Annotated in this window: 17 protein-coding genes and 1 pseudogene; 8 read left to right on the top strand and 10 right to left on the bottom strand. The window is 43.2% G+C overall.

Annotated features, from left to right (window positions below):
* Nucleotides 1-4: 4 nt before the first annotated feature.
* The 3 genes from L3V36_RS16005 to L3V36_RS16015 are packed head-to-tail and all read right to left on the bottom strand — an operon-like array spanning nt 5 to nt 2,959.
* On the bottom strand, nt 5-469 hold the full coding sequence (locus L3V36_RS16005; protein ID WP_102538186.1) for a GtrA family protein: 465 nt from the start codon (nt 467-469) through the stop codon (nt 5-7).
* On the bottom strand, nt 456-1,943 hold the full coding sequence (locus L3V36_RS16010) for a glycosyltransferase family 39 protein (RefSeq protein ID WP_065681553.1): 1,488 nt from the start codon (nt 1,941-1,943) through the stop codon (nt 456-458). The genes L3V36_RS16005 and L3V36_RS16010 overlap by 14 nt, the downstream gene beginning before the upstream one ends.
* Complete coding sequence (locus L3V36_RS16015; RefSeq protein ID WP_208775662.1) at nt 1,940-2,959, bottom strand: glycosyltransferase family 2 protein; 1,020 nt, start codon at nt 2,957-2,959, stop codon at nt 1,940-1,942. Before L3V36_RS16015 ends, L3V36_RS16010 begins: the two co-directional genes overlap by 4 nt.
* 125 nt (nt 2,960-3,084) lie before the next feature.
* Between L3V36_RS16015 and L3V36_RS16020 the strand changes: the two genes are divergently transcribed.
* The 4 genes from L3V36_RS16020 (at nt 3,085) to L3V36_RS16035 (ending at nt 7,096) form a co-directional block, all read left to right on the top strand.
* A complete protein-coding gene (locus L3V36_RS16020) occupies nt 3,085-3,762 on the top strand; it encodes a response regulator transcription factor (protein WP_029224595.1) in 678 nt (225 codons plus the stop codon).
* Entirely contained in the window at nt 3,759-5,057 is a 1,299-nt protein-coding gene (locus tag L3V36_RS16025) for a HAMP domain-containing sensor histidine kinase (RefSeq protein ID WP_065605473.1), read from the top strand. The genes L3V36_RS16020 and L3V36_RS16025 overlap by 4 nt, the downstream gene beginning before the upstream one ends.
* A gap of 155 nt (nt 5,058-5,212) precedes the next feature.
* Nucleotides 5,213-6,142, top strand: a complete 930-nt coding sequence (locus L3V36_RS16030) for a pyridoxal-phosphate dependent enzyme (RefSeq protein ID WP_208775661.1) — start codon at nt 5,213-5,215, stop codon at nt 6,140-6,142.
* Nucleotides 6,143-6,358: 216 nt separating this feature from the next.
* Nucleotides 6,359-7,096 carry a dienelactone hydrolase family protein gene (locus L3V36_RS16035; protein ID WP_054541905.1) on the top strand — a complete coding sequence of 246 codons (738 nt, stop codon included), beginning with the start codon at nt 6,359-6,361 and terminating at the stop codon, nt 7,094-7,096.
* A gap of 80 nt (nt 7,097-7,176) precedes the next feature.
* On the opposite strand, the gene L3V36_RS16040 is transcribed toward L3V36_RS16035, so the two are convergent.
* The 7 genes from L3V36_RS16040 to L3V36_RS16070 all read right to left on the bottom strand — a co-directional run bounded on the left by L3V36_RS16040 (nt 7,177) and on the right by L3V36_RS16070 (nt 19,512).
* Complete coding sequence (locus L3V36_RS16040; RefSeq protein ID WP_208775660.1) at nt 7,177-8,430, bottom strand: D-amino acid dehydrogenase; 1,254 nt, start codon at nt 8,428-8,430, stop codon at nt 7,177-7,179.
* A gap of 314 nt (nt 8,431-8,744) precedes the next feature.
* Nucleotides 8,745-12,518, bottom strand: a complete 3,774-nt coding sequence (locus L3V36_RS16045) for a cellulose synthase subunit BcsC-related outer membrane protein (RefSeq protein WP_102447665.1) — start codon at nt 12,516-12,518, stop codon at nt 8,745-8,747.
* Nucleotides 12,509-13,618: a cellulose synthase complex periplasmic endoglucanase BcsZ gene (gene bcsZ, locus L3V36_RS16050; RefSeq protein ID WP_102447664.1), complete on the bottom strand. Its 1,110-nt coding sequence runs from the start codon at nt 13,616-13,618 to the stop codon at nt 12,509-12,511. Before bcsZ ends, L3V36_RS16045 begins: the two co-directional genes overlap by 10 nt.
* Nucleotides 13,615-15,909, bottom strand: coding sequence for a cellulose biosynthesis cyclic di-GMP-binding regulatory protein BcsB (gene bcsB / locus L3V36_RS16055; RefSeq protein ID WP_102447663.1), 2,295 nt, complete (start codon nt 15,907-15,909; stop codon nt 13,615-13,617). Before bcsB ends, bcsZ begins: the two co-directional genes overlap by 4 nt.
* Nucleotides 15,899-18,532, bottom strand: a complete 2,634-nt coding sequence (gene bcsA, locus L3V36_RS16060; RefSeq protein WP_102447662.1) for a UDP-forming cellulose synthase catalytic subunit — start codon at nt 18,530-18,532, stop codon at nt 15,899-15,901. Before bcsA ends, bcsB begins: the two co-directional genes overlap by 11 nt.
* Before the next feature lie 3 nt (nt 18,533-18,535).
* Nucleotides 18,536-19,318, bottom strand: coding sequence for a cellulose biosynthesis protein BcsQ (gene bcsQ, locus L3V36_RS16065; protein WP_017094451.1), 783 nt, complete (start codon nt 19,316-19,318; stop codon nt 18,536-18,538).
* On the bottom strand, nt 19,315-19,512 hold the full coding sequence (locus tag L3V36_RS16070; RefSeq protein ID WP_017094450.1) for a hypothetical protein: 198 nt from the start codon (nt 19,510-19,512) through the stop codon (nt 19,315-19,317). Before L3V36_RS16070 ends, bcsQ begins: the two co-directional genes overlap by 4 nt.
* 476 nt (nt 19,513-19,988) lie before the next feature.
* Between L3V36_RS16070 and bcsE the strand changes: the two genes are divergently transcribed.
* The 4 genes and pseudogenes from bcsE to L3V36_RS23960 form a co-directional block, all read left to right on the top strand.
* Nucleotides 19,989-21,572: a cellulose biosynthesis protein BcsE gene (bcsE, locus tag L3V36_RS16075; protein ID WP_102447661.1), complete on the top strand. Its 1,584-nt coding sequence runs from the start codon at nt 19,989-19,991 to the stop codon at nt 21,570-21,572.
* A complete protein-coding gene (locus L3V36_RS16080; protein WP_171330485.1) occupies nt 21,569-21,745 on the top strand; it encodes a hypothetical protein in 177 nt (58 codons plus the stop codon). The genes bcsE and L3V36_RS16080 overlap by 4 nt, the downstream gene beginning before the upstream one ends.
* Entirely contained in the window at nt 21,745-23,373 is a 1,629-nt protein-coding gene (gene bcsG / locus L3V36_RS16085; RefSeq protein ID WP_102447660.1) for a cellulose biosynthesis protein BcsG, read from the top strand. Before L3V36_RS16080 ends, bcsG begins: the two co-directional genes overlap by 1 nt.
* 89 nt (nt 23,374-23,462) lie before the next feature.
* A pseudogene (locus tag L3V36_RS23960) lies at nt 23,463-23,542 on the top strand (helix-turn-helix domain-containing protein); the annotation flags it as partial.

The following is a 23,542-nucleotide window of genomic DNA, read 5'->3' on the forward strand; positions in this document are numbered from 1 at the left end:
GAGCTTAACGGGTGAAGACCCAATACTGACTAAACAAATAGTTAGTGACCATGCCCACCAAGATACCAACGGCCATTGCGATAAATACAGCCCCAGTAAATGCAGGCAGCAATTCCGTCATCAACTTAAAGCACAGCAAGTTAGGTATCGCCGATATCGATGCGGAAAACATGAACTTTTGCCACTGAATCAACTTCTCTGACCAACTACCCTGCCCTTTGAAGTCAAAAGTTAGCACTCGATTACCAAACCACGTTGTCGTTGCGGCTGCAATGAAAGATCCTATCCTTGCACTCATCAAAGGCAGCCCAACGACATAATGCAGTAACGCAAACACTAAGCAATCAACAGCAAACCCACCAACACCAACCACAGCAAATCGAACCACCTTGTGGTGGGACTGTAACCTCTGACTGTGCGTTTGAAGCTTGTTGTTGAACATTCGTAACCCCGAGTTAACGCTGAACATCGCTGCCACTTTGAATATGACTCAACGATAGATTTGGCTTGATGCTTGAGCTATGACAGCTGAATAAAGCACGCTTTATTTTCACCGTTGGCTCTAGAATACACGTTAATGCGTTCTCTTTAATCTTGGTTTCCACTTCAGATCTTTTACCAATCAGATAGAACTTATCAATGCCATCTATCTGCTCGATATCGAGAAGTCTTTTCGCTTGACCATGACTGTAAAATTGCCCAGAGAATGGTCGTTTACCCACGTAAAAGCTTGGCGCAGAATCCGTAATCTGTTCGAAAATAATACGGTCACTTTTCTCGTTCGCCTTTCCGAGATTCAGGTAGACCATCGCGATCATTAGCAACACAGGTAGAACCAAAGCCACGCTCGAGAACCACTTCTTATCTTTTTCCACTACGAGTATAGCAATCAACAAGCCAAGGGCTGGAATACCTGGTAGGACGTAAGCTGGGAGAATATTGCCCGCCATAGTGAAAAGAATCAGAGGTGAAATCAACCAACAGACAAGAAATGAAAACAAGCCGCGATTTTCAATATTAATTTCTGCAATTTTCTTACGTCGAGCAAATGCCAATATAGGTAATACAATCGACCACGGCGCAGCCGCTTGAAGCCAAAACAGCCAGATCATGCCTCTTGCTTGGTCATGGGCAGAACCGTATAAATCGCCCTCCCAGCCACTCACAACAAAGCGCTTAAAGTGTTCGCCAACAATAAAGTAATCAATGAAGCCCGGTGTTGCCATTTCAGCCATGATGTACCAAGGCAAAGCAATCGCTAGCATCACACCCAAGCCAGACAACAATGGAAAGCGTTGCCAAAGCACTTTGAAAGCACCAAAGAAGCCATGTTGTAATACTAACCAAGGGAAAACTGCGATACCCATGATCACAATCGCTACTGGCCCTTTTGCAAGCAGGCCTAGTGCTAAACCAATGAAACCGACATAGCCCCAAGATCGATTAGTCTTCGCACTGCCTTCACCTTTCCAACCTTCTCCTCCTAGCCAACACAAGTAGAAGCCTAACATGGCAATGGTCATCGCTAAGGTTAATGCTATGTCTGTCATCACAGCGCCCGCGGCAATAGAGAAAATACCGCATGTCGCCAACACTACCGCGGCAACCAACGCACTTTGCCCAGTTCGCTTCGCCATGTAAGCGGTTAACAAAATTGTCGCTACTCCCGCTAACCAGTGAGGTGCACGAACAGCAAACTCACTCAAACCAAACAGCTCAATACCAGCAGCACTCATCCATGTGAACAACGGTGGCTTGCCCCAAAAAGGAATGCCGTAATCAAACTGAGGTGTTAACCAATTGCCGGTTTCCACCATCAAGCGAGCCATTTCTCCGTAGCGCGCCTCCGTAGTATCCATTAACGGATAAGTCGCCAAAGATAGGAGTCTTAGAACCAATGCAAAAGCTAACAAATACCATAGGTGCGTTCGGTTCAGGCTCATGCTGACTCCTCTAATTTGAAATGTGTTTTTAATGCAGGTGTATCGACCACCGACTGAATCAGATACAGAGGGCGATTCTTGGTTTCGATAAAAATACGACCTATGTACTCACCCATTAAACCAATACTCAGGAGTTGAATACCGCCAAGGGCAAGTTGCACGACCATCATTGACGGATAGCCCGTGATAGGCTCGCCAAACATAGTGGTTTTGAATACGATGAAGACGCCATACACAAAAGCAGTAAGCGCCACTAAACCACCAACGGCCGTCGCAATACGCAGAGGTCGGATAGAGAACGAGGTAATCCCATCCATCGCCAAACCGATTAATTTGAGGTAGTTCCACTTGGTCTCACCACAGAAGCGAGCATCACGCTTAAATTGGAGCGTCGCTTGTCGGAAACCCGGCCAAGAAAAAATGCCTTTCATGTAGCGGTTACGTTCTGAAAGCTGATTGATATGGTCGACAACTTCTCGGCTTAACAGTCGGAAATCACCCACATTCTCAGGAACATCAATCTTCGCCGCCACGTTCATTACTTTGTAAAAGCTCGCTGCTGAAAACTTCTTAAACCATGTTTCACCGTCGCGCTGGCTACGCTGCATATTGACGACGTCATAACCTTCGCGCCACTTGGCAATCATTTGCGGAATCAACTCAGGTGGATCTTGTAAGTCAGCGTCTAGCAAAATCACCGCTTGTCCACGACAGTGCTCAAGGCCTGCGCTCATCGCTGATTCTTTGCCAAAATTACGGCTTAAACCGATAACAGAAATTGAGCTATTGATTGAAGTGAATGAACTCACCAACTCCAAGCTGCTGTCTTTGCTACCGTCATCGACATAAACGATTTCACTCTTGATGGGTAAGCTATCAAGCACCTTGGTAAGGCGAGAGTGGAACTCTTCCAACACCTCTTGTTCATCGTAAAAAGGCACAATGATAGACAGAGAAACCGCAGGGTTGATCTGCGATGTAGATATCTTGGGGCGGCTTATATGAAGTTCAGACATAATACGTTCTTCTATTTTTTAATCTGAATCCAATCTACCCTCCCATAAGTGAAAGTTATGTTATTGACATATTTTTCACGCTCACTCAGGATAATGTTACCGTCTATTTCTGTATGAGAATCAAAATGAAACGAGTTCTATTAGTCGAAGATAACCGTGAAATCGCAGGTGTCTTGTTTGATTATTTTGAGTGTATTGGCATGGAACTCGATTATGCGGACAACGGCGAACTCGGCCTGCAACTCGCGTTGGAAAACTCATTTGATATCATCATATTGGATCTGATGTTGCCAAGAATGGACGGCCTCACGGTTTGTAATAAACTGCGAGACCAAGGCAACGCGACACCTATTTTGATGTTGACTGCGTTAGATAGCCGCGATGATATGTTAAAAGGGTTTGAGCATGGTGCCGATGACTATCTAACTAAACCTTTTGATTTGGATATTTTGGAAGCCAGAATGAAAGCGCTTGTTCGTCGTTACCGAGGAAAAGTGGCTTCTTCTAAGCTTCAGTTTGATGAACTCACCATTGATCAAAAAACCCGTAAAGCCTACCGTAAAGACAAACTGCTCGCGCTTAACCCAACGACTTACACCATCCTTGAGATGCTGTGCCAAAAAGCACCTGAAGTAGTGACTCGTGAAGATATTTCCTACAAGCTATGGCAAGAAGACGAACCCAACAACGATGTGTTACGTAGCCATATCTATCAACTGCGTAATCAACTCGACAAGCCTTTTGACACCCCAATGCTGATTACCGTTCCTAAAGTTGGATTCCGTCTGGAGCCATCGAATTGATTTCAAATGTTCTGACAAGCACCAAAACCCTCACAGGGCGCCTAGCGCTTTTCTTTGGGTTGATGGCCGTGATTGTGTCTGCATTCGTCTATGTCGTTTTTGTTGCCGGGTTGTATATGTCAGAAGACCGGGTTGGAGAAAGACGCATCCTGATTGACCGAAACTATGCTGTCGAACTCTTTCAAGCTGGCGAGAGCGGCGCAATACGTATTGACGGTCTCACCATGGCGTACAATGACCTCTCATTTGTACCAAAAGAGTACACACCTTATATAGAAGGTAAGGATAACTTCCTTGGTGAAGTCGGCGACGAGCCGGAATCACGAATGATCTATGTGGGAGAATACTCTCATGAAGGTAAAACTTACCCGATCATCCTTATGTCTGAGATAGATCGCGTCGAATTTGATACCTATGAATTGGTATACGCCATCTCGTTCGTGTTGGTGCTGTTATCCATTTTGATATTTAGCTTTGGCACCTTACTCTCTCGCCTTTCCAAACGACTGATTGAGCCTTTCAATTCCCTATCTGAGCAACTCAACTCGAACAAACTCGACCTAGGTGAGGAGTTTGATGTCAGTGAAGGTGCAGCTGTTGAGTTTCGTCAGTTAACAGACCAACTCAATCAATACCGTAGAGAAATCAATTCCTTGATCAAACGTGAACAGGCATTTGCTCGTTATTCAAGTCATGAGTTAAGAACCCCACTAACGGTCGCTCGTGGTGCGAATAAATTGCTATTAAGAAGCGAAACAACGGAATTTCAATCTCGTCAGGTTGAGCGCATTGATGAAGCCATTATCCAGATGTCAGAAATGGTCGATGCCCTGCTCGGTTTAGTTCGTTATGAAAGAAACAGTGACGATGCACCGCTGCGCTTGTTTAGTCAGCAAGAGTTAGAAGCTATCGTTTCCAAGAATTCATTACAGGCGGATGAAAAGCTAGTCGAGATATCCCTACACATTCAATCAGAGCCGACCATTCAAGCCACCAGCGCGATCATGAATATGTTGGTCGGCAACTTATTGAGGAATGCCATTGCAGCGACCAATAGTGGCACTGTCACGGTTACCCTGTCCGAACAGAGTATTGTGATTGAAGACCAAGGTGAAGGCCTTCAGGAACAATACAATCCGAATGGTCATGGATTAGGTTTATTGATTGTCGACGACTTGTGCCAACGCTTCCATTGGGGCTTTGAGTTGGTCAATCGCAACTCTGGAGGGTGCACTGCCAGAATCGCCTTTCAGACAGATTCAACCTCATCTAAACAAACATCTACAAAAACATAAACTAGATCAGCACCAAATAAACTCTTAGAGCTGTACTCAATATCCGACGAAAACTTGATTTAGTTGGTTTACAGCACTTGCAGGCTACTAGATACTTGTTAGTCCTATTTGAACTAAAAATGCTGGCTTCTTAGTCAGCATTTTGTCTAAGCGCGATGAAACTAAATAATAGCCCTGTAACTCAACATCAATACAACGACCACACCTTTTTCTTAAAGCGTGACGATCAACTCCACTCTCACTTTTGCGGCAATAAAGCACGAAAGTTCATGAAGCTACTCGAAGACGAACACCCGAATACGACAACCTTAATCAGCTACGGTTCTGCGCAAGCTAACTCTCTATTCTCACTCGCTGCACTTGCAAAAATTAAAGGCTGGACGCTTGAGTTTTACGTTGACCACCTTCCTCAATGGCTACAAGAACGTCCAATCGGCAATTACCGTGGCGCTGTAGACTTGGGCGCTAAGGTTATTTCAGTCAAAGAGACTGGCTCTGAGCTTCATCCGCAGGAGTATATTGAGCAAATAAAGCAACCAGGTTCCGATTGTATTGTGTTACCTGAAGGTGGACGTTCTCAGCTTTCTGAATACGGCGTGAAGCAACTGGCGATGGAGATACTCAGTTGGACTCGCTTCGAAAACAAACACGAATTTGTGGTTGCACTGCCCGCTGGTACTGGTAGCACAGCGCTGTATCTTCATAAACATTTAAAACTGCACAACATCCCGGTTTTAACCTGTGCTTGTGTTGGTGGCAGCGACTATTTAACGCAGCAATTTAATGAGCTAGGTGAAACCAATCACCCGCAGATCTTACCGCTCAAAACCAAACACCACTTTGGTAAGTTGTATCAGCAGGATTATCAAACTTGGTTAGATCTACAAGAACAAACCGACATTGAGTTTGACCTGCTGTATGACCCATTAATGTGGCAATGTTTAGAACAATGGCAAGCAGATAACCCAACCAAAACCATCATCTATATCCATCAAGGCGGCATCTTAGGCAATGAATCGATGTTGCCACGCTATCAGCGTAAGTATCCAGAGATGAGCATTAGCAAAACCAACGCATCTTGGTAGTTGTTTTCCTTTATTCCCCAGTTTAGCTATTCAAGTTTTGGTAAGCTGAAAACATCACAAAACAACCATCGCACTCCCTCTCGATGGCTATTCATCAGCAATAGCCACCGGCTATCCCTGCCATACATTTCAAGTTAGAGACAGAAATATGGCGAGAATCATCGCGTTATCTATACTTTCGATTGGAACGTCAATTGTCATCGAAAGGAATAACGCATGCGAACACTCACCACGCTAGGCTTGTTTTCAGTTTTACTGCCCTTCTCTGCGATTTCAGGAGAAAACATCACTTACCAAGTCGATGGTATGGATTACGAAGGTTATTGGAGTGAGGCCAGTGACCAAGCGCCTTTGGTGCTGCTAATTCACGATTGGGATGGCTTAACTGATTACGAAAAGAAACGTTCTGAGATGCTCAACGAACTCGGTTACAACGTATTCGCCATCGACCTGTTTGGTAAAGGCATTCGTCCAACACAAGTAAAAGATAAAAAGCAACACACAGGCGAGTTGTATAAAGACAGAGAAAAAATGCGTGCACTACTTAATGCGGGAGCGATGGAAGCGAAAAGGCTTGGTGGTAACTTAGATAACAACGTGATGATGGGTTACTGTTTTGGTGGCGCAGCCGTTTTAGAAGCCGCTCGTGCGGGCATCCCATCGAAAGCTTATGTCACCTTCCATGGCGGTTTATCGACACCTAAAGGACAAGACTACTCTGAGACAAAAGCTCCGGTTGTCGTGTTCCATGGCACAGCAGATTCGATGATTACAATGGAAGATTTTGGCAGCCTTGCCGCTCAACTTGAAACAACCAAGGTTCCGCATGAAATGATCACCTACAGTGGTGCGCCACATGCCTTTACCGTATTCGGCTCAAACAACTATCAACAAGAAGCAGACCAAAAATCCTGGGATAGATTTACCCATGTGCTAGAAACCACCACCAGATAACTTTCGACACCCACCCAGAAAAAGTAACCCCATTCTAAAACTTAGAATGGGGTTACTTTCACCATCATTACATCATGTTGTTACAAATAACGATGAATACTCAAGTCATCTGTTTTGATATCACTTGAAGAACCACTGACTACACTTGCCAAGATCTTCCCTGAACCACACGCCATCGTCCAACCCAATGTTCCATGGCCCGTATTGGTAAATAAGTTCTTAATCGGAGTCTTGCCGATAATAGGCGTGCCATCTGGCGTCATTGGTCTTAGCCCAGTCCAGTATTCAGCCTTAGAAAAGTCACCCGCTTGTGGGAAAAGATCTTTGACAACCATATCAATCGTGGCTTTGCGTTTTTCTGGGATTAGGTAATCAAAACCAGCGAGCTCTGCCGTACCCGCAATACGAATTCGGTCATCAAAACGCGTCATCGCCACCTTGTAGGTTTCATCCATAACAGTAGAGGTTGGTGACTTATCTGCATTCACGATCGGTAGTGTTAGCGAATACCCTTTCACTGGATAAACAGGAATAGACAGGTCAACTTGCTTCAACAATTCTCGAGAATAGCTTCCTGAAGCAACCACGTAAGCATCCGCTTTGAACTCGCCTTGAGTCGTTATAATACTCTCAATGGTTTGATTCTGATGATTGAGCTTGACCACTTCGGTATCAAACACGAACTGAACACCGAGTTGCTTGGCTTTCTCAGTCAAGGTTAAACAGAATTGATGGCAATCACCAGTTTCATCATGTGGTAAATACAGGCCACCCACCAGCTTATCTTTCACGTCCGCTAAACCTGGTTCAATAGATAGGCATTGCTCAACGTCAAACAACGAGTGCTCTATCCCGCTCTCTTGTAGCAACTTCATGTCTTGCTGAATGAAATCCAATTGCTTCTCGCTTCGAAACACTTGTAGCGTCCCTTTCTGCCTACCTTCATAAGCCAATTGCTCACAGGTTCTTAGCTCAGTCAGACAATCTCGGCTGTAGTTTGCGACTCTCAACATCCGCGATTTGTTCTGTGCATATCTAGCTTCGTTGCAGTTGGCGAGCATCTTCGTCGCCCAAGAAACTAACTCAGGAGAAAGCGAAGGCTTTACTTTGAGAGGGGCATGTTCTTGGGTTAACCATTTCATCGCTTTCAAAGGGATACCAGGCGCAGCCCATGGTGAAGAATAGCCATAAGAAATTTGTCCTGCATTCGCAAAGCTGGTTTCTTTGCCACTGCTATCTTGACGATCAATAACCGTGACCGAGTGACCTTCTTTCGCCAGGTACCAAGCACTGGTCAATCCAATAACACCGCTGCCAATTACAATAACTTCCATTCTCTTCCCCTAATGCCCGACAAAGCCAAAACCAGCCGAACACAGCTGTCAGTCTAAAACTCATTTCATTAATGCTTTGTAACTTATTCCGCACATGTTGACTTAACAATAGAGAGAGCGTTGACAAAAAATCAATTTAACTTAAAAACGAATTCGGCAGTTTGGAACTGTGATACAAGAAGGCTTAAAAGACTTTAAAAACGAACTATCTTCTTAATTAGCTCACGCTCAACGCGTAATACGAGTAGTTAGCATCAAGCCAATGTAAAAAAGCGACTCACTTGAGTCGCTTTGGATTTATTTAGTATTAGTTCCTAATAAAAATCACTATACAGAATCGGTGTTGCCGGTGGGAATTCAATAGGCTGCCAACGATCATTGAATGTATATTTGGCATAGAGCATAAAATGGTTTGGTGTGTAAAATTCCGAGCGCTGTAAATCCAGTAATGCACCTAAATACCAACGCTTACTCACTCGTTTTTCAACAGCCGCTTGAAAAGATGAACCAAAACCCCCACCCGATTCAGACGTACCATTTGGGCTCAGATATGGTGCGTCTTCTTGCGTCCATGAATTGGAAATAGAGCCACTTAATAAATATGACCAAGTGTTGTCGTATCGACCGTAGTAATTGACGGGTAACGAAACCGACAGATAACTTTGCGGGCTGTAATAGCCGCCATGGCCAAGCGAGTACTCACCAAGGTTTTTATCATACCCAAGATAAATCAGGTTTGTTCCGATACTCAAACGCTCGTGATCGTTAGAGATCAACTTGTAATAAGCACCACCAAGAACACCAAGTCGATTGTTATCCTCGACATTTTCACCCGTTAGCGTGTGATATTGAAGGCTACTCCAAAACCCATAAGGCCCCCCTATATCCCAACTGGTATTAAACTTAACTCCCGTTCTTACAACTCCACCCCACTTAGTTCCTTCTATGTCGGGAGTACCGGAAGGAACTGACATTCCCGCGTAAGAGAGTGTACTGCTTGTTTCTGGACGACGAGAGGCAACTGCCGTCCAACCAAACTGCCCTAGATCACCATCAAAACTAACACCACCAACCCAAGTCGTGTGGTCAAAACCTACAGGTGTTGTACCAATATCAGCACTCCAGTTTTTAGCTTGCCAACCAACCCCCAAAGCCATACCCGATGCACTATCTTGGAAGGAAGTAACTTCTTGATTCGTTGATTTGTCATAATATTCGAGGTTACCTGAATCTATTGATACATAGTCGGCTCTAAGTAACAAATGACCATCCCACTCTTCAATTGGCAATCTAGCTTCAATCGGTACTTGATTCGATTGATTTTGACCATCACGAGCACTGTAATCCCAACCAATAAGTATGTGACCATCACTACGGTCATGTAATGTATCTAAATCCGACTTAACATTGCGTGTTAACCAATAATCATCACTATTATTGTACAACTCTCGCAACGTAGGAGTCGTCGTTTCTGCAGGGCTTTGTTGTTCTGCTTTGTCTATTCGGTCATTGTTCAATGCTTGATAAGCTCTCTCTTCAGCCAATAACCACTGTTCATTTTCCATCGCAATTGCCATACCGTCTCGGTATTCGAGCACACCCGCATCTGCCTTGCTATCGAGTAATGCATTGAGTTGATTTGCGTCATCTACGTGTCCTTGCTGATTAAATACACTCGCCGTGGTCATCAATTGTGATGCCGTTAACAAGTCAGCCTTTTGCTTTAAGATGGGATGATATTGGTTATAGACCGGAATCTCCCCGCTCAAGGCACTAACTCTCAACATTCCTATTTGAGCCTGGGTTTTGTAAGGTTCAGGTTCCGACAACGCCCTACTATAAAGCTCTAAAGATCGGTCTAAGCTTTCATTCTCTAGCATTAAGTCAGCTTCAGCCAAAATACGACGTGTTCTAAGTTCATCAAACTGTAAAAACTCTGACGCACTAAAGTCTTGCGCTTCAAAACTAGGAGTTAATTCGTCAAACCAAGCATCAAAATCTTCGAATTCATTCAAACTTACTATCAACCCACCATACGCAAGCTGCTCGTCAATAGAAATAAGTGAAGACGATTCGATACTCCGGTAAATTCTCTCAGCTTCTGGTACTTCACCAACATCTATCCAAGCACCTGCAATGCGAGACAAGGCTTGGACCTGACCTTGATACTGTATCTCTAAACCCTTCAAAAGATCCGAGACTGCTTTAGGTGATTCTTGGTAACGCGTGTCAAGACCTTGGAGCTTAGAGTCTAACTTTAACCGAGTAAGGGTTCTCTGCATTGAACTGGTTACTTGTTGCTCTGGAACACTTTCCAGTTCTGCTATAGCTCGATCAACTCTAAAGCTCTGTGCAAGATAAAGCGCATAAGCGAACTTCATTTCAGGATCAGAGCCCTCTTTTGCCCAATCCTCCATCAACTGATCCGCACGAGGCTGATCTCCCATAGAACGAACAACGCCAGCAATATCCAATCTAAGCCAAGGAGAACTAGGGTTTAATTGGATAAGCGCTTCGACTGACTCAACCATAGCTTTATCATCATTGTTAGCAATTGCATTTCTTAAGCGAATAAGAATGATCTCAGAATCGATACTGCTGATCTTATCTTCAACAACTTGCTGCTGAGTTGATGAGTAGCTATTTGCGACTTCTCGAGATCCATCCCAATCCCCTTGATTGATCTTAACGTCAAGTCGCCCTCGCAATGCGGACCCATTCAACTTTTCGAGAGTTAGTGCCTGTGAGTATGCTTTATCTGCAGAAGAATATTTTTCTTCCTCAAGGTAAAGAGCACCTAAAGCAACAAATGCATACGGTTGTGTGTTATCGAGTGCTATCGCCTTACGGTACAAGCGTTCCGCTTTACCCCTTTCGCCTTTTGCTAACTGGAGATCACCTTGATCTAAATATGCCCAATACTGAGAGGTTTCAACCAACGTTGCCCATTTGGACGAGGAGTCTGGGTTTTTATCCAATTGTTGCGCTTGCTTGAAATATTCTAGTGCTTTTTCTTGTTGTCCTTTTCGCAGATAAACCTTACCCATCCCCCCTAAAATTTCAGGATCCTTGGGGCGGGTCGTGAGTGCATAACGCAACTGAACTTCAGCTTGGTTTGTTTTACCTAGTTCGAGAAGCTTTAACCCTTTCAATTTTGCAAGATAAGTGGGGTCTTTGCGTAACTCCTGCTCTAGTTTCCAACGTTCCTTCGCCGTTTGATTCGCTTTTTGAATCTCTAAATCTGAAGGATAGTAACTCGCGAGGATTGCGTATTGCTCAGCCACTTGCTTTGAGATGGGCAATTGTTCTAAAGCTCTTAACCAAGAAGTAGCCGCACTCGTTCCAACAACGGGCGCCAACGCTAGTTGTCGATAAGTATCTAAAATCCAACGGTCACCCGGATTTTCTTTGCGTATATGATTGGCTAATGCAAGCTGGAATTGAGGAACTCCTGAGTATTCAACATTGAGACGTTCAAGTCCAATCTTCACTTTACTCCAGTTATCATCCAAATTGGCTTGCAGTTGCAGATACTCAAGCTCAAGCGCTGCTGAGGGCATGCCGTTGGGGAAAATAATTTGGTAAGCTTTAATGGCCTCTGTGTAGCGGCCAGATTTAGCCAATAACTTTGCTCGTTGATAATCGCTTCTTTTGTCACCTTGAATGGCCATTATCGAAGACAAAGAACGGGCTTGTGAGGAATTAGGAGCGATATCCTTTAAGCGCTGATAGCTTTGTTCTGCCAATTCCGGCTGCTTACGCTTCAAGAACATCATTGCTTGATAGTAAAGCCCAGACAAATTCGCTTTTTCGATAGCAAACAGCCTCTGTAGAGTACTTTCTACAATATCGTCCCGATCGATAGCATCAGCAAGCTTTAGTTGGTTGACTAGCCATTCCACAGAATCAACTCTAGCAAGTGAAGAAGAAAACTGAACAAGCTGCACTGGTTGATAAACAAGATCAAGCTGAGCCTTCGATAGAGGCGCTGAATTCACGCCTATCGCCTTAACCGTACCCACAGAAAAAAGACCACTCACCACAATAGCAATGGGTACTAGCCAATAAGAACCTACTCTTACTGACATTGCTTGCTCCATGCTGGTTGCAACTCTCCATGTTCGCCAAATCGAAAACGCTCGTTGTGCCAACCAAGACCAAACAAGCTCAAAACATTGTCATAATAATGGTCGTTTTTGCCAGTCACTAGTTCATTTTTAGCCCGAATAGCCTGTGCTTCAAGTAGTTCGGAATAGTCCATCGAAGCAAGTAATGGTAATGCGGCGGCTGAAAACCCTGCGCTTCCTTTTTGAGAATACTTTCCAGTTACTGTATCAACCTCGCGTGGTGGTGCTCCCAACCGTTTAACCGCTGAAGCAAATGGCTGCATTCGATTAACTAGTTGTTCTTTATGTTGATTCTTTTCATTGAGCATACCCGCCCACAAATAAGTGCGAATTGCGTTATAACTCCCAACAGAGCCCGTGACTTTATCTGCGGTAAATTGTTTTTCGTTTAAAGTTACCCAGTCAGGACTGAAACCTTTCGTCAATGTTTGATCAAGCATTAGAGCGCTTGATTGGTACATAGAATCCCACGAGTATTGCGGGTAAAGTTGCTTCATACGGCCAATCAACTGTAAAGGGACGTAGCTAGGGTTCAAACGGTAGCCATCATCACCGAGATCAAAACCCTTGGGTGCTGGAAGTAAAATAGTACCAACATCAGTAAGTTGAACTGACTCTTCCCTCAATATACGAGCTGCTAATAAATGCCCTAAAGATTGATAGTAATAGTTATCCCACAAGCGGCCCGCCTCACCCAACGCATAAGCAATCCACAAGTCAGAATCTGATGCAGGGTTTGCATCGAGTATGCCAAATTGACCATCGACTCTCTTTCCCCACAGCCAAGCGGGTAACCTTGCAGTCAAGTCGCCACCCGCTAAATTTGTTTGAGTCCAATTCAATACTTGCTCAAACGTTTCTTGATCATTAGCAACCAACGCAAAAAACAAAGCATAAGACTGACCTTCAGACGTGGTAATTAAGCGCTCATCACTACCATCAATTACTCGTCCACTATCAATATATCTCGATTTAAAACTGTTCCATTGAGGCCACTCACACGTAGCAGCCATAAGCTGAGGAGATAGCAATAGCGATATCAATAAGATTAGCTTTTTCATTGTTCATCCTCCTCAGTTTTCTCTAGACGCTTGGCTGCGACCTGACGCAATACTCTCCACAGCACTATAGTTACAATAACCATCATCAACGCGGCAAAGCAGGCAATAAGAATCGGGTGACTAGAAAAGTGATACCAAATTAACTGCCAAACAGGCAACTCACCAACATAGTAGTGAGCACCTACATTGTAACTTGCGACTTCATCGTTCCTGAGCGTAATCAGGGAGCCAAACATATGTTGCACTTTACCGGAATCACTTAAAGCACTATCTATTAACGCAAAATCAGATGGGTGCGATGCCATGATCGATACCAAACTACGATTGCTTGTAAATGGTGACTCCATTCCATAAATCGCTGCAAATGACCCATTAGCCTCAACTGAAACATAATCTGTGGCATCTTGTTTAGCATTCGAAGGGTTCATCCAGTTCATCCCAAGCTGTTGCTCATTTTTACTTGGCAATCGAATTTGACGCTGTCCGGCTTCAATTACAAGATTAAGTTGCTCTGGGTCATAGCCAGCCTCTTGAAGCTCGCTTGCAACGCCAATACTTAATATGTCTTTGTCTGCCAAAGATTCACGATCCCATTGATCGGTCACCATTACCTGAACACCCGGATAACCAGAGTCGCTACCTAATGAACCCATAACATTGAGAAAAGTTTGCAGTGCTTCTATCGGCGCATGCTTCGGTAGAATTACCGCAGTTTCCGACAAATCAGCCATCCGTGTATATGGGAAGCCAGATGTCGCAAATGCACGCATATTAGGCATCTCGATGTAGTGAGGGAAGCCACTAAAATCGATAGTTGAATCACCATCAACGACCGCATACTGCTTACTAGGTTGAGTAACTTGGCATTGTCCATCCGTCACCGAAGCAAAGCCAAATTCAAAGTCGATTTGGTTCTTACTACCTACTTTAAATGCAGGGATTCTTACTCGGTCGTCCGAACTCAAAAAACTATCATCAAGCAGCGGGACTCGAACACGGTTAGAATCACCACCTTGCCCTTCTGTCGTTAAGTTGAATGCTTGAATAAACTGATCATTAATACTCAACGTCAAACGAGATCCCGAATGATCGTCGGTTGGTGGAGAATAGCGATAGTTTAAGTCCATCGGTATACCACGACTCTGCCAAGTGAAGAGATCCGGTGGCAAACGCAAGCTAACACTGATCGGTGGAGGTGTACGCCCTTCAACTTGGAGTGCACTTTTTTGTTCCACGAGCTCAGATAGAGCCACAGGACGATCGGTACTCACCCAATTAGGCGAATCATAAGGCACTCGTGGCTTTATCTGTTTAACTTCATTAATCTTCGCGATTGGTCCAGTCAAGATTTGGTTGCCTAACGCCAAACCTTGCACTGCCGTATTCAGGTCATCACTGTCACGTCCAACGACTAAAAGAAGTTTCACGTAAGGATTAGTCGGATGAGTAATAACTTGTAAGTAAGGGCCATCGGTGTCGGGAAAGTCTCGTAAGAAATCGGGTTTGTTATCATTAGTGATAAACACCACTGCATTCCGGTCTGGCAAAGTATCCAAGCTCAAAGGAAATTGTGATCCACGCCAACTCGCTAATGCACCAAAATACGAACTGAGTACACCAGCAGCTTTGATATCATCAAGGTCGTATTGATCGCCAATAACCACAGGTAAATCTAATTGACTGAAATCACGGATATCAAAAAACGGTGCTGGTAATAAGCTCAAATCACTCTTGATCAAAGTTTTCTGAACAAACATTTCAATTCGACTACTTTGACTTATCTCCGCCCAAATACTCGAATCATTTGGATTTGCACAATCTGTTTTTGTATTGCCAATCAGCTCAAAGCGTATTTGATTATAATTGCTGAAATAACGTGTATCTAATGGCATAGACAAACTCAACTTTTGCCCTTGCTGCCCTTCAACAATAGAAGTCACACCCATCAGTTCATTGTTCAAGTACACTTTTACGTGTGAAACCAATGAGAGAAGTGCTGGGGATGGAGTGATATCAAAGTACAAAGTCGCCTTTGAAACGACTTCATCAAGTCGAGAACCGAACCCGACGTAGGCACTTGCCTCACTTCCTTGAATCGCAATCGAGCCTGTATAGCCAAGTTGACTAAATGGAATGACGCGTTTAACTACTGCGGCATTTTTATTATCTACCTGTAACGCCTCAGCAGACATTTCTGACTGATATTGTTTAATATTTTGTGCGGCAACGTTGCCCGACAAACACGCGATGGAGAGTGCAGCTAACGCTGTTATTGTTTTATTATTTAGCATGACTTGGGGTCCTGATTGGGACATAGCGTGGTCTTAGTGACCAAATAAATTCGAAACACTTTAAAAATATATCCACACTATCCCTTATAAATTTAGGGCTGTGCTTCAATAAACGTTTATAGCCGTTAAACCCTACCTGAAGTACGGCTCCCATACTCGATAGCGGCTTATCTGACTGATACCCTTGTTGCCATTTCGCCCATGTATCAGCCCGAGCGAATGTACATTGGACATATTGAATTTGTTGCTGGTGAGACAATTGCTCTAACTGAAGACCAAAGATACCTTTAGAAGCATAGGCAACGGTCATTGGGAAAACGAACTCTTGTCCACCACGTTTGAGTACGACTTCTAAACACTGGCCAAGCAAATGCTCACAGGTTTTGTCCTCAACACCATCAATCTCGACTCTAATCCCACCTAGAGAAAAGTCTTTCATTTCCGCTTGAATTAGGTGCCCGGTATTAAGCTTCACAGCAACCGGCATCGAGACTTCTACTCGGTGATCTTTACGAACTTGTTTTGCCTCAACCGCTACGGCAACCGCAGCACCCAAGATCAAGAGGTTATATAAAGTCCAAACAAGATTCACAATGACCGTACCGACCTCATCATTCGGCCCCCAACCTAAACGGTAGAAACCCACGCCAGCCCCTAGAATATTCAGTGCAACGAGGACGAGATAAGGCCTAGAGATTACCCAATCGTAGTGAGACTTTTCGACTAAGCCGCCTTTAGCCGTTACGTTAAAAGTACCTTTATGGGGAGCAAACAATGCAACAGTAGTTGGTCTTGCGATATACCAAGCTAGAACTGTCTCGTAGACCTCCCCCCAAAAAGAATAACGATGGTCGCCCTGCATTCGCGAGTTAGTCATGCTGGCATGCACCATATGTGGTAACACATAGAGAATAATAGCTAGCGCCGGAGCGTAAATCACATATGAATGCAGTATCAAAAAGGCCAGAGGTGCAATTAGAAACACTATCCTTGGGATACCGGACAAGAAATGCATCATCGCGTTTAGATAGCAGAGTCGTTGTGACAGCTTGAGCCCTTTTCCTTTAAGGGGATTATCTACACGGAATATCTGAGCCATACCTCGAGCCCAACGGATGCGTTGACCAACGTGTGCAGATAAGGTTTCAGTTGCCAAGCCCGCCGAAATGGGCTGCTTTAAATACGCTGAGCGATAGCCAAGACGGTGCATTCTAAGAGAGGTGTGCGCATCTTCTGTCACCGTCTCAACCGCAATACCTCCAACCTCTTCTAACGGTTCACGCCTTAAAACAGCACAAGAACCACAGAAAAAAGTAGCGTCCCATAGGTCGTTGCCATCTTGAATCAAACCATAAAACAAGTTCCCTTCATTCGGCACATTTCGGAAGTTCGACAAGTTACGCTCAAATGGGTCAGGAGAAAAGAAATGGTGAGGTGTTTGTATCAACGCAAGCTTAGGGTCTTTAAGGAACATTCCCATCGTCAACTGAAAGAAAGCACGCGTCGGAATATGGTCACAATCGAAGATTGCGACATACTCACCACTAGTGCGCTCTAATGCATAATTGATGTTGCCAGCTTTGGCATGTTCATTAGTAGGACGACGGATATAGTTAACTCCAACACTCTTAGCAAAGTCTCGAAAGCTGTCACGCTTGCCATCATCAAGAATATGGATGTTTAATTTATCTTTTGGCCAGTCAACGCCAAGCGACGCATAAACGGTTGCTTTAACAACGTCCAGGTCTTCGTTATAAGTTGGAATCATCAAATCGATAGTTGGCCAACTTGAATGGTCTTTGGGCATAGAAACGGGCTTTCGACTTAAAGGCCAAATATTCTGAAAGTAGCCTAATAATAGTACGATCCAAGAATAAGTTTCAGCCAACAACAAAATGCCGCCAAGAATCAAAGCTATCGGGTCATCCCAATTTAGAGTGGACGAATAACGCCACCACAAGTAACGACACGAGGCCGTAACAGAAAGAATAATGAGCAACATGGTTGGGAAGCGCCCTGGCATACGGCGAACCATCATGGCCAAAGCCCAGAGCAACAATATAAATACAGTTTGAGCCTGATAACCGAAAGGGACGGTAAAACAGAGCAACGCGATAAAAACGACAAAGAAAAGCAGCGTGTAGTTTAAAAACATCGCTAATTTACTTTCTTTCATTCGCTCGCGAATTTCTGAGCCATTGGTTTGATCCGCTGTTTTCTCTAGCCAAACAACCAATTTAGATATTTGATCCAGCGGTATATAAAAGACTTTCTTAAGCCAAGCCGAGACTTGACTAAAAGCTTTAGTCACTTTCTTAGACACAAGAACACAAGGGGTCTGCTTAAAAAAAACAAGCCACAGCGTTTGAATCATAAACCTAACAGGATCAACTAATCTCGGAGCAGCAAAGTTGATATGAGGGTACAAATGTAAAGGCAGCTTCCATGTAGGTATACCCGCAATAACTGGTTTCAAAAAGACAAAACTCAAAGAAAACCAAACCGACAAAATAAACTCGCCAGCCCTTGTACCACTGCAATTCCAGAATTGCTCATAGGCAACCTTCTGGGATTTAAATTGGTCTATTATCCAACGCTGGAAAATCAAATTCAGGCTACGCATAAGTTAGCCCTGGGATTGCTTAGATGAAAAAGTTGAAACGCACCAAAAAGCGAGAGACTGAAAATCTTTAGCAGCCTGACTAATCGGGGAAAAATGCTGAACAGTAGTAAGGTTAGCAACACAGTCTAGTAAGGCAGTATCACGATGGATCAGTACTGGCACTAATATTCGACCATACTCTTTTTTCAAAACCAACATAAAATCACGCCCTACTTCAGTTTCTGGTTGATAGTGACTAATGAGAATTCGGAGTTTTCCCATAGCGACTAAGTCATGAAAGAGTGGATGATTTTGAATCCACGATTGAAGTGCGCTATAGCTAAGTGCATCGGCCGTAATTGTAAGAAATACCGCATCTATTGCATCAATAGCGTCGTTGGCCAATAGGTTGTTTAGATCAGAAAGCTGCGAATGGAACAATTGCCACTGTTCACCCTGCTCTTCGCTCGCATTTAACGTGGTTTCAACTAATGAGTTCAGGAACTGAGCTCTATTCTGTTCGAATTGATTCTGTTGTTTGGAGGACAACTGACCGAAGGGAATAAACACCGCGCCTTGTGGGCTCTGGTAACCAGCTTCAAATAAGGAAAAATTGTGCAACACTTTTCCTGCCCACCCTTCGTGCTCTTCATTAAGGAGGCCTAGATGGAGCCCCATTAAATTCTCAGGTGAAGCATCTATCGCCAGTACTTGCTTATTGATCTTCACTAAAGCCTGAGACAAATTCGCAGTAATAGTCGTAGAACCACAACCACCGCGCAAGCTAACAAAAACGAGACGTTTCATATCGCTTTCGCTTCTAAACCTGTCTGCTTTTTACCAGCCAAATGTTCGGTATCATTGACTCGCTTTGATTGAAATATTAACCACTTACTTTTCACTTGTGTATAAGACTCATTCTCTGTCATTTCAATATACTGATGTTCAGTTAAGTTATATGAAGCGTAGATCGAATTAATGTCTTTTGCTGGTTCAGCCACTCGATATTTCCAAAATAAAAGCACAAAAACACAGAGGTAAAGACGTTCCTGTCAATTCCTTAAGTCTGTATCCATTACGCTGATAACAATTTAACGCACGAGCCTATGCGCAGAATCTTAGTAGGATTTAAAAAATGAACCGTGGAACCTTGGTTCGCACTCGTTCCATTTAATAGATGGTCTCTTCTTAGGTATTAAGGAATGAGCAACTTAAAGCCAGGTTGTAACTGCTCACCAAATATCTATATTTAAAATCAATAACATGGAAACATTCATTTATAATGACTATGATATACGATGTGACACATAACTATTTGAAAAATTATAATATCTCTATTTTAACTTTCGATCAAACTTGATTAAAATATCTACGTCATTTTATTGTCATAAATTAGTTGCGTAGCTTTAAAGTATAAGTCCCTTCGTTATATGCTACTTACCAACTAATAAATAAGCCACTGAACTTAAGGAACTTTATGCACTCGATTCATGGATTACCAGTGACCACCAGTGAAAGAGAGTATGAATCTGTATACGTCAATTTGTTTACTCATAAGCGACTAGCAATTGATTCCTTATTCAACTTACTAATAAATCAAGACAACACATCACTTACAATCTTCACAGACAAAGAAACATTCTTAACTGGAATCACCGACGAAGTTGTTTCAAAGATCAATAACTTAGCAAATACATCACTAGATCAAATGTATTTTGTTAATACTCATCAGTCAAAAAAAACAATTAACCCTATTTTGCTATCCAGAGATATTCATAAGATAAATATAAAGACGGGTTCTACTTATGTTTTATTTATTCATGACTCCTTACTCGCTCATTCTAATAACAATGAAATTAATGAGTTTCTACGAAACATCGAAAAGTTGTCTATTAACAAAAGCTTAGCGATCAGTTTGTGTATTTATGGGAACCTTGCAACATCTATATTAAAACCTAAACTACTCACGAATAACCGACATATATCTGGGTTAGCGACGATGACACCAATAGACGAGTCGACTTATAATTACCTCGTTGATTTTTGGTCGAACAAACATGGGGTTAAGTCCGATAGCGAATATATCCTAACGAGCTCAAACAGCCATCAATTGGAAGCTACTTTGAATCAGAGCCTAAACTCAGCAGGCACTACTGAAGACAGAGCAGACAGCGAACGGATTTATGCAAGTAAAGAAGTTTTAGGTGAGGGAGTTAAGGCGCCCAAAAGCGTGCATTTAGCCAATGACAATCAGACACTATTGAGCATGATCGATAGTCCAAGAGCATCAACCGTGATCTTTAGTTGTGGCGATCAAAGTGAAGTTAGGCAGCTAGCTATTGACTGTTACAGGTTGCGAGCCAAAGCAGGTAATCAGTTAAAAATAGTTATTCGTGAGACCAGCCAGTGTCTGCGATATACGGATGAAAAGTTTCTACTGCGAGCGGGAGTCAATTTGATCTGTCCAGTTCAAGTTCCTCACATGCGCTTTATGACTCAGGTCGAGGCCATACAAGGCCAAGTATCGACTCGCTCCTTGCCTAAAAATGTTGAATCACTGCTCAAATATGATCTGAAGTTCGGGAACAAAGGCTATTTACTCAACAAAGAGTTTACCAATTATTGTAGCGATGTTATTGCAATATCATCACGCTCAAGCATTCGATTTGCACTGATAAAGCTTAATCTATTACCCGGAATGACCCCTGAGGAATGCTTGCGACTTTGCCATATTCGTCGAGACGGTGATATTGTCACCGCCTGTAATAATGCCTTATATGTTCTTTTTAGTGCTATCCGTCATAACGATATCAATGTTGCGCTGAATAACATCTTCGAGTTTCCTATTCGCGATCTGTTCCATACGGTTCAAACCTATGACACTCAACATGATATCGAAGCCGAACTGCAGAACATCATAGAAGATCAAACTGCAATCTCTCCTGAAGTGTCGAAACTAACGACAGAACAGAAAATATTTTCAGATATTTCTCAACCCATTGCTGACATAACTCCCCTATTCGCCATAAAAACAGTCATCGCCTCTAAGGGAAACATATGAACATAAACGATTTCCTACTTACGGCAAGTATCAGTATCTCTGTCGGGGTGCTACTAGGGTACTTCCTGCGCGATGCTATTGAGCTTGGTAAACGCTTTTATCAACGTCATCTCACTCGTTCACGATATTTCGAACAAGATGTGATTATCACTAAAAATAAGAAGCTTAAATAATGAAACCTCATGTTAAGGATTCCATTTTTGCAAACCTAAGTTTAGGTTGGTGGAATGTCTATTTTATCGCCAAACTAGCCCTTTTAGTTCAAGGGACAATTGACTACCACCCAGTTGAAAACTTTGCTTTATTACTGTTTATACTGCTCCCAGTGACAGTGAAACCAATCAACGCATTTCGCCACTTAATAGCCATAGTGATAGCGGCTTGGCTATTACATTATGACTCTTACCTCCCTCCACTAGATAGGCTTTGGGCACAAGCAGGACAATTGGTACAGTTTGAGATCGGATACCTTATTGAGCTTATGGGAAGATTTGTTTCACTCGAAGCTCTCGTTGGCCTGTTCACTCTATGCGCGGGTTATTTCATTCTAAGTAAGTTTTTGCGAGTCTCAGTCTTTGTAGTAGTAGCCATGCTTTATGTCAGCTTGCCGGGCAATACCGACTCTTCGGCTCAAGTTGTGGTTAGTTCAGATTTACCACAATCGAACGATTCTGTGGTGCAACGTCCAGATCAACCGCAAATTGCTGAAATAAACGATCAGTCCCTCAACAAATTGACAGCCGACTTTTTCGAACAGGAAGCATCTCGCTCTGTCTCGTTTAGCCCGGACAGCAAAACAGATGCACCCTTTGACTTATTGTTATTAAGTATTTGTTCAGTAGCGTGGGACGATATAGAGATTGCTGGTTTAGCAAATCATCCGTTGTTTAAAGAATTTGACATCATGTTTGATAACTTCAGTGCAGGCACGTCATACAGCGGCCCTGCTGTTATTCGATTATTAAGAGCGAACTGCGGACAGCAAGAACACAGCCAACTGTTTGCATCAGCTCCATCAAACCGATGCTATCTGTTTGATAACCTGAAAAATCTTGGCTTTGAAGAAAACCTGTTAATGAACCATAACGGTGTATTCGACAGCTTCCTTGAGTTGATAAAAAAAGATGGATACTTACAAACAGAGCTCATGTCTCAAGATGAGTTTGAACCTTACCAAAAGTCATTTGATGGCTCATCGATATTCAGAGACAAGCAAGTCCTAAATAACTGGCTCCAACAGAGGCTTAACAGCAGCGATGAAAAAGTAGTCGCACTATATAATTCAATCTCATTGCATGATGGCAATAGAATCATCAATTCAAAATCCAGTACTTCAATGATCAGTTATAAAAAACGTTTAAAGAACCTACTTGATGACCTTTACGGTTTTTTCAAACAACTTGAAGCATCAAAGCGCAATATCGTTGTTGCCCTCGTACCAGAACACGGAGCAGGTATGCGTGGTGACAGAATGCAAATACAAGGTATGAGGGAAATACCCGCCCCTGCCATTGTACATACCCCGGTTGGTATTAAAATTTTTGGAGAAAATATTAAGCGTAATGGTGAAACCGAGCATGTTAAAGCACCTTCAAGCTATCTAGCGCTTTCGCAATTGGTTGCTAATATTTTGGAAGAAGATATCTATAGTCGTCACCAGTTCACTCCAGCTAAATTAGCTGAAAACCTGCCGGAAACGCCTCTAGTGGCACAGAACTCGGGCTCGACAGTGATAGAGGTAGAAGGAAAGTACTACATTACTCTCGATGGCTCTAGTTGGATTGAATACCCAAGTAAATAATAGCTAGCCAATGCTTTGACTTTTATACAAAAGCCAGCGGGATTGAACTGACCCCCAATAGTTGGACACCAATTATTGGGGGTCTTTTTATGTCCAAATATAGCCGAGAGCTAAAATGTATCATTGCTAAGCAATACTTAGATGGCACGTCATCTCTCTACTTAGCAAA

The sequence above is a fragment of the Vibrio sp. G-C-1 genome, assembly GCF_021728015.1.
In the GTDB taxonomy this organism is placed as follows: Bacteria; Pseudomonadota; Gammaproteobacteria; order Enterobacterales; family Vibrionaceae; genus Vibrio; species Vibrio splendidus.